The following is an 11169-nucleotide window of genomic DNA, read 5'->3' on the forward strand; positions in this document are numbered from 1 at the left end:
GTCCTCGGGTGTGTGCACATTGAGCGCAGAAGTAGGAGTCGTGTTCCTCGCGCCGGCGATCGTCGGTGTCGGCCTGGTGGCCGGCGCGGGTTTCCTCGCCGCCCGGGGTGTCGGCGTGCTGGCCGGGGCCGCGGGCGACCGGATGGCCGCGCGCCAGACCCGCGGCTGGGCGGTGGCCGACCGGATCGCCCGGATCGTCGCCGATCACCGGCTGCTCCAGGATCAGATCCAGCGCGGCCAGGCCCAGTTCGGCGCCCTGATCTCGGCCGGGCCGGCGCTCGGCGAGGTGCCCGGCACCGCTCTCGATCTGGGCCGGGGCGAGCAGTGGGCGGGGCAGGCGGAGGCGATGCTGGCCGCCGCCGAGAGCCGGTTCCGCACCGAGATGGCCGCCGCCCGTACCCGATGGGTGATGAACGAGGTGGCCGCCGCACTGGACCGGCTGCCCAAGCCCGCGCCCGTGCCGGGCCGTCCGCGGGCCGCCGCGGCGGCTCCGGCGCCGAGCGCGCGGGTGGCCGAGTCGCTGCAGCGGGTGCTCGGCCGAATGGACGGCGGGGTGCCGCCCGGCCAGGCGAAGGTGCTGCAGAAACGGGCCGCCGACGCGCTGACCGCCGCGACCGAGACGGCCCGCCTGCGGCTGCTGGACGACCTGCGGTACTCGGTGGACCAGGCCAACGAGCAGGTACGCCGTCGGCAATCCACGCTGCGCGAGCTGGCGGCGCGGCTGGCCGGGTACACCGGACCGGCCGTGGACGGGGCGCTCGCCGCGATCAGCGCCGCCGGCGCCGACCCGGACCCGGACCTGCCGGGGCTGTCGTCGCTGGTCGAGGCCGCGGTCGCCGCGACGCTGGCGCCGATGGTGCGCGACTACACCCGGCAGGCGCTGCGCGAGTCCCTCGAGGAGATCGGCTGCACGGTCGAGGAGGAGTTCGACACCGCGCTGGGCGTCAACGGGCTCGCCCACCTGCGCCGCGACGGCTGGGAGGACCTGGCGGTACGGGTCCGCAGCCGCGGCGAGGAGAACGCGTACTACTTCAACATGGTCGCTCCGGCCGGCGCGGTCGCCGACGACGTGGCCGCGATCGAGCACCAGTGGTGCTCGGCGGTCGACAAGCTGCTGCCGGCGCTGGAGGCGCACGGGCTGCAGGTGACCACCACCCACCGCAGCGAGGAGGGCGACCCGCACGTGCAGAACGTCGACCCGGCCCGGTTCCCGTTCGAACGCCGCCGCCGCGACGACCGGCGCCGTGACCAGGACCAGCGCAGGGAGAGGAAGCTGCCCCGATGAGCGAGCTCACCAGGGAAACGGCCGGCACCGCGATGGGCGACGGATACCCGGCCTGGTTGCGTGAGGTCCGTACCGCCCTGTCGATCAATTCGCAGGTGGTGTTGTACGGCAACGTCCGCGACGTGTTCCTGCTGCCGGCCGCGCACGGCTGGGAGCCCTGCGACCTGCAGACCGGCCTGCACCGGGTGCTCGCCGACGAGGGTTACCCGCACCTGGTGGTCGCCGACGCGGTGGCCGGCCTCGGGGTGCTGCCGCCGGATCCGGTGACCGCCAAGGCGGCCGCCGAGGTGGTGCAACGCGACAACAAGCCGCCGTGGGGGCCGTGGAAGGAGAAGGACGGGCCGCTCGGGCCGCTGTCGGACGTGATCGAGCGGGTCACCGGGGCGGACAACGAGCGCAGCGCCGTGCTCATCGACTTCGCGTCCCGGCTGATCCTCGACCCGGGGCGCCTCGATCCGGCCGAGCACGCGTTCTTCGCCCGCTGTGACCGCTTGTCGCGTGTCGCGTACCCCAAACCCGCCGGAGGCGATTTTCGTCCGCTCTTCAACCCGGTGATCTGGGCGGTGAACAACGAGCGGGACCTGCCGATCTGGCTGACCGCGGGCAACGACGACATCCGCAAGATCGCGGTGCCGCTGCCCGAGTTCGGGGTACGGGAGACCGCCGCCCGCTGGCTCGCCAACGCCCTCGCCGGTTACCGGGACGCGAACGAGGAGGACCAGCGGGCCCTGGAGCGGCGGCTGGCCGAGCAGACCCAGGGCATGACGCTGCGCAGCATGATGGCGATCGCCCGGCTCGCCGCCCGGATGCGCACCCCGATCGCCGACATCGACGAGGCGGTCCGCTGTTACCGGGTCGGCGTGCACGACAACCCGTGGCGCGCCTCCCATCTGCGCAGCCGCATGCAGAGCGCGACCGAGCGGATCTCCTCGCGGGTGAAGGGCCAGCGTGAGGCCATCCAACGGTCGGTGGACATCGTGGTCCGCGCGGTCCTCGGGTTGTCCGGGGCGCAGGCCGGTGGCAACGTGTCCCGGCCGCGTGGCGTGCTGTTCTTCGCCGGGCCGACCGGTGTCGGCAAGACCGAGCTGGCCAAGGAGCTGACCCAGCAGATCTTCGGCGACGCCCGGGCCTACACCCGGTTCGACATGAGCGAGTTCTCCGCCGAGCACTCCGCGGACCGGCTGATCGGCGCGCCGCCCGGTTACGTCGGCCACGACGCGGGCGGCGAGCTGACCAACGCGGTCCGGCAGCGGCCGTTCAGCCTGCTGCTGTTCGACGAGATCGAGAAGGCGAACCCCCGCATCCTGGACAAATTCCTGCAGATCCTCGACGACGGCCGGCTCACCGACGCCAGCGGCTCCACGGTGTACTTCTCCGAGACCGTCCTGGTGTTCACCTCCAACCTGGGCGTGACCGCCGAGGAGTACCAGATCCAGGCCCAGGCCGACCCGCTGCACGCCCCCTTCACCCGCGAGGAGCTGGAGAATCGGGTACGCCGGGCGGTCGAGCACCACTTCGTCAGTAATCTCAACCGGCCCGAGCTGCTGAACCGGCTCGGCGACAACATCGTGGTGTTCAACTTCATCGACGCCGACACCGCCGCCGAGATCTTCGACGTGCTCGTCTCCCACATCCGGGACCGGCTGCGCGCGGAACACGGCGTCGACCTGCGGCTCAGCGACGACGTCCGCCGCCGGCTGCTCGACGGCGCCACCGCGAACCTCGGCATGGGCGGCCGGGGCATCGGCTCGCACCTGGAGAGCGCCCTGGTCAACCCGCTGGCCCGGGAGCTGTTCCGGCGCGAGGACCTGGCCGGGCGGACGGTCACCGTCACCGACCTCCGGCACGCCGACGGTATCTGGCAGGTGAGCCTGGCATGAGGATCAGGATCAACCGCGTGCACTATCCGGTGGTCGTGCTCGGGTACGGCAGGCGCGCCGGGATCTGGACGCAGGGCTGCGGCATCGGCTGCGCGGGCTGCGTGTCCCGGGACACCTGGGATCCCGACCCGGACACCGAGGTCGACGTCGCGGCGGTCGCGCAGTGGTGCGCGGGCCTGCCCGCCGACGTGGACGGGATCACGATCAGCGGCGGGGAGCCGTTCGACCAGCCGGAGGCGTTCCTGGCCCTGCTCGAAGCGCTGCACGTGTGGCGCGCGGGCCGGGACCGGGAAGTGGACCTGCTCGCCTACAGCGGCCGGAGCCCGGCGGTGCTGCGCGCCCGGTTCGGGGCGCATCTGGCCCTGCTGGACGCGGTCATCCCGGGACGGTTCGTGGCCGCGCAGGCGCCCGGTCTGCGCTGGCGCGGCTCGGCCAACCAGGAGCTGATCCCGCTCAGCTCGCTCGGGCACGAACGTTACGACGCCGAGGTGGACCGGCCGGCCGGGACGACCCGGATCCAGGTCGGCACCGACGGCGACCGGATCTACCACATCGGAGTGCCCGCGCCGGGGGACCTCACGGCCCTCGAAGCGGCGATGGCCAGGCGCGGGCTCGCGTACGAGGAGGCGTCATGGCGCAGTTGATGATGTGCCCCAGCTGCAAGAACGACATCGCACCCGGTGAGCAGTACTGCCGGAACGCCTGTTTCGTCACCCCGGTCCCGAAGCCGTCGGCCGACGAGGCCACCGCGCCTCTGCAGGAACCCGCGCCCGCCGCCGCATCGTCCGTTCCCGCCGCTCAGGCCCCGGCGTGCGGTGACCCGGACTGCCCGCACGGGGGACGGGCGCCCGCAGCCGGGTGCCGGGCCTGCGGCCGGGCCGGGGCGCCCACCGCGAAAGGGACGACACTGCGGTTCGACTGGGGCACCATCCCCGTGCCCCAGGACGGGCCGCTCGTCGTCGGGCGGGAGGACTCCCCGGTCGCGGGCCGGCTACAGAACCACTCGAACATCTCGCGCAAGCACGCCGAGTTCCGGACCACCGCCGACGCGCTGACCGTACGGGACCTCGACTCCATGAACGGGACCTTCGTCAACGGCCGCCGTCTGGACCCGGGGCAGACCACCCCGCTGCGGGCCGGGGACCGGGTCCGGTTCGCCGCCGACGTCGAAGCCACCGTGACGGGAGAGACAACGTGACACACATCGACGTGGTCGCCGTGACCCACCGCGGCCGGCAACGCGACTACAACCAGGACACCGTCGCCGTCGCCGGCTTCCAGTCCGGGGTCCTCGAAGGCCAGCCGGTCCGCTTCGCCATCGACCCGGTCCGGCCGGTGACCTGCCTGGTCGCCGACGGTCTCGGCGGGTTGGCCGAGGGCGCCCGGGCCAGCCGGGTCGCCGCCGCCACGATCACCGACGCCGCGCCCCTCTTCCACGATCAGGACGCCGTGGTCCGGGCCGTCCACCAGGCCAACGACGCGGTGTACGCCGAGATGGCCCTCACTCCCGCCTGGTCCGGGATGGGATCCACCGTGGTCCTGCTGGTGCTCGCCGGGGACCGGGCGATCTGCGCCAACGTCGGCGACAGCCGCTGCTTCCTGCTGCGCGACGCGCACCTGGTGCAGCTCTCCCAGGACGACTCGATGACCCCGGCCGGCGAGGAGACCATCGCGACGGTGGTCACCCAGGCGCTCGGCGGCACCCCCCGGCCCACGGCCGTGACCCCGCACGTGCTGGAGACCGAGGTCGCCCCGGGCGACCGGTTCCTGCTGTGCAGCGACGGCCTCACCGACGAGCTGGACGTCGAGCGCATCGAGGAGGAGCTGGTCAAGGCGGCCGATCCGCGGTCGGCCGTGTCGGCGCTGCTGCGGGCCGCCCTCGACGCGGGCGCCCGCGACAACGTGTCGATCGTCCTGGTCACCGTGCCCGAACCACCGGCCGAGCCGACCGGTACCGCTCAGGAAGGAAACCTCCCGTGACCGAGAACGCCCAACCGGCGCCGGGGACGACCCGCGACACCGCACCCGGCACCACTCGCGATGCGGCCCCGGGCACGACCCGCGACACCACCGCCCCCGGAACGACCCGGGACACGGCCGCTCCCGGAACGACCCGGGACACGGCCGCCCCTGCTCCCGGAACGACCCGGGACACGGCCGCCCCTGCTCCCGGGACGACTCGGGACGGGGCGGTTCCCGGGCCGACGACGACGGGGGAGCGGTTCGTCCGGGTCAACCTGCCCCCGACCCTGCAGCAGAGGTACGCCGTCGACCGTGAGCTGGGCGCCGGCGGCGAGGCCGACGTGCTGCTGGCCAACGACCGGGAGACCGGCGAGCAGCGGGTCGTCCGGCTGTACCGCCGCCAGGACCTGCCCCTGGACGACGACAAGCTGAAACGCCTGCTCCTCGCCGACCGGCAGCACCTGATCGCCCTGCTCGACTACGGCCGCGGCGACGGGTACGTGTGGGAGATCCTCGAGTTCGCCCGCGAGGGCTCCCTCGAAGAGCTGCTGGCCCGCACCCCGGCCCCGTGGCCCGCCCCGCAGGTCCTGTCCGTCTTCGATCAGCTGGCGCCGGCGATCACGTACGCCAACTCGCTCGGCATGGTGCACCGCGACATCAAACCCGGCAACGTGCTGATCCGGTCCATCAACCCCCTGGACATGGTGCTCGCCGACTTCGGGCTCACCAAGTTCATCGCCGCGACCCACCACATCGGCACGAACTCCCGTACCTCCGCCTATGCCCCTCCGGAAGCGATCGGCGGCGGCCTGTCGAGGTCCAGTGACTGGTGGTCGCTGGGCATGGTCCTGCTGGAACTGCTGGTCGGCCGCAGCCCGTTCCAGCGGACCGACGGCACCTGGATGGACGACCGGTTCATCACCCACGAGCTGATCAGCCGCGAGATCGACGTGTCCGAGGTGGCCGACGAGCACTGGCGGCTGCTGCTGCGCGGCCTGCTGACCCGCGCCCCGGACAAACGGTGGGGCCCGCAGCAGACCGCGATGTGGCGCAACGGCGGCAAACCTCCGGTCGCCGACCCGGAACCCGCCACCGCCACCGCCACCGGCGCCGGCCCCACGACCCGGGGAAGCAACGCCACGTACGTGTTCGGTGGCCGCGGCTACAACGACCCCGTCCAGTTGGCCGCCGCCCTGCGCGCCGACTGGGGTGAGGGCCGCCGCCTGCTCGCCGGCCGCAAACTCAAGACCCCGCAGTACCTGGCGCTCAAGGACTGGATGACCAAACACCAGCGCGCCGAGGCGGTGCAGGCGCTCGACAACGGCGTCGACGAGCGTCCCGAACGCGGGCTGATGCAAGTCATCATGGCCCTCGACCCGAACGTGCCGCCGGAGTTCAACGGCCGCCGCCTCGACGGCGAACACCTGCACGCCCTGCTCCGCGACGCGGTCGGCGGCCAGGTGGCGGCCCGGCAGCTGCTCGACCAGGTCTACGAGGACGGCATCCTGACCATCTGCGACGAGGCAACCGGATGTACGGGCTACGCCATGCTCGACGACCGCTGGCACCGCTCGGTCGACACCGCCCAGGCACGGCTGCAGCAGGAGAACGTCCCCCTCCAGGCCGAACACGTCCAGTCGCTGCGCATGCAGTTGCTGATCACCGCGTACGAAGGCCAGGGCCATCAGTACGCCGAAGCCGCCCGCCAGGCCGCACAGAACCCGGAGGCCCTGCAGCAGCAGTGGTTCCGCAACCTGGCCGGCGAGCAGATCGTCCCGCAGTACCAGGCCGCCCACCACGCCGTCCTGATGATGGCCGCCCCGGTCGCCGCCAGCCAGACGATGAACCAGCGGGCCGAAGCCGAACGCCGCCGGATCGCTGCCGAGCAGCACGCGGTCGCGCAGAGCCGGGCGAAGGTCGACCAGCTCAGCGTCCCCATCGGTGTCGTCTGCGGCCTCCTCGCCTGTATGCCGGTCGTCGGTTTCCTCACCGCCCTGGCCGCGATCTACTGCGGCGTCCGTGCGCGGCGCACCCAGTACCAGTCCGCGTCCACCTGGGCGATCGGTCTCGGCGGCGTCGGTGTGGTCCTGCAGCTCTGCTACCTCATGCAGGCGATCGCCGGAGTCTCCGCCCAGCCGCCGGCGGGGTGACCGCAACGGGCATGCATGAGTGGCACCCGGGGACGTCCGGGAGGGGACGCCTGCCCCGGTCGGCCGGCACTTCCTCCACCTGCTCGGACTCCGTGATCGCGATGCGCGAACCACACTGATGGGAACGCCGTTTCGCTAGAGGATACGGCTTCGTGCGGTCGCCGCCCGGTGTTCACGCCACGCTCACCTCGACCGGGTTGGATATCGGTGGTGATCTCCGTCCTGGTCGAATGGCTCACCGCCCAGCAAGGTGTCGGCAGCCTCATCGCGGCGCTCGTGCTGATCGTCGGCGTCACCGTCTTCAACCAGTACCAGGCCCGCCGCAAACGGGTGCTGTCGTTCCGGGTCCGGTTCAACTCGCCCCTCGGATTCAGCCCCGACTACGCCAAGAGCGTCGCCCGGGTGATGGACCGCGACAACACCCACATCGCCGAACCCGCGCTCGTCGTGGTCCGGGTCAAGAACGTCGGCCGCACCCCGATCCACGAACGCGACTACAAGACCCTGAAACTCGAATTCGCCGGCCGGCCCACCATCGCCGCCGGAACCACCGAGGAGAAACCCGACGGCCTCGTCGACGACCTGAAGGACTTCGACTGGAAGGTCGGCGACGAAACCCTGCAACTGCCGCGGATCGGCCTCAACCCCGGCGACGAGTACAAGGTGGTCGTCCTGCTCTCCAACGCGGGCGCCCCACCCAACCCGCCGGCGAAACCGATCGCCCGGCTCTCCGAAGGCGGCATCGTCACCCAGGCCGACAACCCGCGAACCCGGCGAACCATCATCGCCGGCGCCGCCCTGAGCATCCTGCTCGCCGGCGCGCTCGTGGCGACCCTGCTGTTCGTCGAATCCACGCCGTTCCGGCGCGACGCCCCGGTCTGCGCCTCCGGCGAACTCACCGTGGAAGGCTCCAGCGCCTTCGCCGGAATCGCCGCCCACCTGGCCAAGCAATACATGACCTACTGCGGCGACGCGAAGATCACGGTGATCGCCGCCGGCAGCTTCGAAGGCCTCGACCACCTGCAGAACGCCGCACCCGAACAGCGGCCCCGGCGGCTCGCCCTCGCCGACGGCAAGTTCATCGGCTTCTCCGAACTGGTGCCGGCCCGCGGCGTGGCCGTCGTCCCGTACAGCATCGTGGTCCACAACAACGTGCCCGTCAGCGACCTGCCCCCGCAAGCCCTGCAACGGATCTTCCACGGTGAAGCCGCCGACTGGCGCGACATCCTCCCGACACTGCCGTCCGCCCCACTGCGGGTCGTCGCCCGCGACGACCGTTCCGGCAGCCGCCGCGCCCTGGAAACCCACGTGCTGAAGACCCGCCAGGCAGGCGCCACCAGCGACTCGTGCGACGTGCTCCGCGAGGGCGTCCCCGCCACCGAGCCGGTCATCTGCGAACAGACCACCACCAGCGACGTGCTCGCCAAGGTACGCACCCGCCCCGGCGCCGTCGGTTACGTCGACACCCCGAACGCGCTGCTCACCCCCGGCGTGAAACAACTCCGCCTGGCCGGTCGCGCCGCCACCATCGACGACATTCGAGCCGGCTACCCCTTCTGGACCGTCGAATACCTCTACAGCTACGGCGACCTGGACAAGACCGACCCGCTCACCCGCTCCTTCGCCAACTACCTGATCGACGCGGAGGCCCGCTCGATGATCGCCGCCCAGCAGTACGCCCCATGCGTCCGCACCGACGGCACTCCCGAGCCGCTGTGCACCACTCCCCGCGAGTGACCCATACCGCCCCGCCCCGCTCACCCCGCCTCCCGCAGGCCGAGTTGCCGCGTGCCCCACCCGGTGCCGCACCGTCTCTCCCGCGTGCCGACGCCGATGCAGCGACGGCGCCGCATCGGGAGCGGTCAGTGACTCCGCCACCCGCAGGCACTCCACGCACGGCGGCAAGGCGGCGATGTCGGTGCAGGTGTCACGAAGGCGTATGTCGTACGACATGGTGATCGCCTCTTGGTCCTCGCCCCAGACCGGACGTTCCGGGGTCGAGCACAGCGTGCAACCGATCGCGCCGCCATCCCCGCCGGGAGCGTCGTCGAGGTCCACCGACAGATGCCGCAAGGTGCCGTCCGTGGTCTTCCCCGCCACCGGGCGCCCGTGCCGACGAACCCTATCCATGCCCCCGCAAACGTGCTGCTCAGGCCGCCTGATCGAGGCGCCGGCGCTGATCGCTGCTGAGGACCACCCGGTCCGCCTGCAGTGCCTCGTCCAGCTGTGCCGGTGTGCTGACCCCGACGATGGGGGTGACCGCCGGGTCGCCGGTCGCCATCCAGGCGAGCACCACCTGATTGCGGCTGACGCCGAGCTCGTCGGCGACCTCGGCCAGTGCGGTGAGGCGGCGGTCCGTGCCCGGATGCTGGTACGCCTCGGGCAGCGGCCGGTCCGGGCGGGTGTAGGCGCCGTTGATCAGCGGCGTGTACGCCCACATCGCGATGCCGGGTTCGGAGCGGGCGTAGTCCAGGGCCTCCGGTGTCAGGAGCCGGTGCCCCTGGTCGGGGAGTTCGGCGCCGGGGCGCGGTTCGACGTACGACCAGCGCAGTTGAAGTGCCGTGTATCCGGCGACTCCCTGCTGGGCGGCCAGCCGCCGGGCCCGCTCGACACGCCAGACCGCGTGGTTGGAGGCGCCGAGCCGGGCCACCAGCCCGTCCTGCACCAGTTCACCGAACGCGGCCACGGTCTCCTCCAGCGGGACCGCCCGGTCCTCGCCGTGCGCCCAGTACAGATCGAGCCGGTCGGTGTTCAGCCGTTTCAGGCTCTCCCGCACCGCCGACCGGATCACCGGCCCGGACAGGCCCTCGGCGGACTCCGGCCACCGGCCGGGAATGGTCGGCTGGTACCGCACCTTCGTGCTGATCCGCACCCGGTCGCGCATCCCCGGCCGGGATGCCAGCCACCGTCCGATGAGCGCCTCGCTCTGGCCGCCGACACCGCTGGGGTCGGCCCAGAACGCGTAGTTGTTGGCGGTGTCGATCCAGGTGCCGCCCTGATCCACGAACCGGTCCAGCAACGCCATCGACGAGGTCTCGTCCAGCCGGGTGCCGAAGTACATCGCCCCGAGAACCATGCTGCGTTCCGTCATAGCCGTCCCCTTCCTTCCTGCGGGCTGACGGCGATCACGTTTCCACCTGGAGCGCACTCCAGGTCAAGAGTGATCGAGGGCGGTCAGGGCAGGGTGCTCCAGTCGGGCGGGAACAGATCGTGGCCCGCCCAGGGATCGACCGGCTCGGCGTGGTCGGGCGCCGGCGTGGCGGCGGGTGTGGTGGCGGGCGCGGTGGCGGCGGGTGTGGCCAGGATCGGTTTGGCGAGAAGCTGGGAGGCGGTGGCGCGTTCCTCCTTGAGACGGGCCCGGGCCGACTCGAAGTACGGGCCGGTCAGGCCGGACAGTGGCTCCTCCTGCCAGCGGTCGAGCACCGCCCGTACCTCCTGGGTGCCGTCGCCGTGGGTGCCGGTCTGGTGTTCGCTGCGGGCCCGGTCCAGCGCGGCGCGGAAGACGCCGGTGTCGACGGCGTTGTCGCCGGTGCGCAGAACGTACCCGTCGTCGGTGTGGGCGAGCAGGGCGGTGCGCTGCGGGTCGAGGATGCGGCGCAGCGTGCCGATGTAGCGCAGCACGATGTCGTCGCCGTTCTCCGGCGGGTCGCCGTTCCAGAGGGTGTGGACGATCTGCGCCAGCGGGACGGGGCGGCCGGCGTGCAGCAGCAGGAGCGCGAGGACCGCTTGTTGCCGGACATGTCCGAGATCGAGTTCTTCGTCGCCGCGGTAGGCACGGACCCGGCCGAGGATCTCGAACCGTAACCGGCCGTCATTCATCGCGACATCCCCATCCACCAGCGGCTTTCCCCCACGGCTGCAGCATAACGACAGCCGTGCGGCGCCCCCGGTG

General features: G+C 72.0%; 9 protein-coding genes. 7 read left to right on the forward strand and 2 right to left on the reverse strand.

The genetic code is table 11. The features are described 5' to 3' along the window. Positions 1-40 precede the first annotated feature (40 nt). The 7 genes from Aut01nite_RS33205 (at position 41) to Aut01nite_RS33235 (ending at position 9014) form a co-directional block, all read left to right on the forward strand. Entirely contained in the window at positions 41-1285 is a 1245-nt protein-coding gene (locus Aut01nite_RS33205; protein ID WP_043527643.1) for a hypothetical protein, read from the forward strand. Continuing rightward, positions 1282-3165 carry an AAA family ATPase gene (locus Aut01nite_RS33210; RefSeq protein WP_052164021.1) on the forward strand — a complete coding sequence of 628 codons (1884 nt, stop codon included), beginning with the start codon at positions 1282-1284 and terminating at the stop codon, positions 3163-3165. Before Aut01nite_RS33205 ends, Aut01nite_RS33210 begins: the two co-directional genes overlap by 4 nt. Next, on the forward strand, positions 3162-3809 hold the full coding sequence (locus Aut01nite_RS33215; protein WP_043527642.1) for a 4Fe-4S single cluster domain-containing protein: 648 nt from the start codon (positions 3162-3164) through the stop codon (positions 3807-3809). The genes Aut01nite_RS33210 and Aut01nite_RS33215 overlap by 4 nt, the downstream gene beginning before the upstream one ends. Beyond that, positions 3797-4363, forward strand: a complete 567-nt coding sequence (locus tag Aut01nite_RS33220) for an FHA domain-containing protein (RefSeq protein WP_152628849.1) — start codon at positions 3797-3799, stop codon at positions 4361-4363. The genes Aut01nite_RS33215 and Aut01nite_RS33220 overlap by 13 nt, the downstream gene beginning before the upstream one ends. Further along, positions 4360-5145, forward strand: coding sequence for a PP2C family protein-serine/threonine phosphatase (locus tag Aut01nite_RS33225; RefSeq protein WP_043527640.1), 786 nt, complete (start codon positions 4360-4362; stop codon positions 5143-5145). The genes Aut01nite_RS33220 and Aut01nite_RS33225 overlap by 4 nt, the downstream gene beginning before the upstream one ends. Further along, complete coding sequence (locus Aut01nite_RS33230; protein ID WP_043527639.1) at positions 5142-7277, forward strand: protein kinase domain-containing protein; 2136 nt, start codon at positions 5142-5144, stop codon at positions 7275-7277. The genes Aut01nite_RS33225 and Aut01nite_RS33230 overlap by 4 nt, the downstream gene beginning before the upstream one ends. A 210-nt stretch (positions 7278-7487) precedes the next feature. Then, positions 7488-9014 carry a PstS family phosphate ABC transporter substrate-binding protein gene (locus Aut01nite_RS33235; protein WP_152628848.1) on the forward strand — a complete coding sequence of 509 codons (1527 nt, stop codon included), beginning with the start codon at positions 7488-7490 and terminating at the stop codon, positions 9012-9014. Between the two features lie 412 nt (positions 9015-9426). Here the strand turns inward: Aut01nite_RS33235 and Aut01nite_RS33240 are convergent, their stop codons facing one another. Together Aut01nite_RS33240 and Aut01nite_RS33245 are read right to left on the reverse strand one after the other, a co-directional pair. Next, positions 9427-10368 carry an aldo/keto reductase gene (locus Aut01nite_RS33240; RefSeq protein ID WP_043527636.1) on the reverse strand — a complete coding sequence of 314 codons (942 nt, stop codon included), beginning with the start codon at positions 10366-10368 and terminating at the stop codon, positions 9427-9429. An 83-nt stretch (positions 10369-10451) separates the two neighbouring features. Then, positions 10452-11096 carry an AfsR/SARP family transcriptional regulator gene (locus tag Aut01nite_RS33245; protein WP_043527634.1) on the reverse strand — a complete coding sequence of 215 codons (645 nt, stop codon included), beginning with the start codon at positions 11094-11096 and terminating at the stop codon, positions 10452-10454. Between the last annotated feature and the right edge of the window lie 73 nt (positions 11097-11169).

This window comes from Actinoplanes utahensis (genome assembly GCF_016862455.1).
Lineage (GTDB): Bacteria > Actinomycetota > Actinomycetes > Mycobacteriales > Micromonosporaceae > Actinoplanes > Actinoplanes utahensis.

Coding starts and splice junctions, on each gene's coding strand:
- Aut01nite_RS33245 (WP_043527634.1), bottom strand. CDS start 11,096: ATGAATGACGGCCGGTTACGGTTCGAGATCCTCGGCCGGGTCCGTGCC.
- Aut01nite_RS33220 (WP_152628849.1), top strand. CDS start 3,797: ATGGCGCAGTTGATGATGTGCCCCAGCTGCAAGAACGACATCGCACCC.
- Aut01nite_RS33215 (WP_043527642.1), top strand. CDS start 3,162: ATGAGGATCAGGATCAACCGCGTGCACTATCCGGTGGTCGTGCTCGGG.
- Aut01nite_RS33240 (WP_043527636.1), bottom strand. CDS start 10,368: ATGACGGAACGCAGCATGGTTCTCGGGGCGATGTACTTCGGCACCCGG.
- Aut01nite_RS33210 (WP_052164021.1), top strand. CDS start 1,282: ATGAGCGAGCTCACCAGGGAAACGGCCGGCACCGCGATGGGCGACGGA.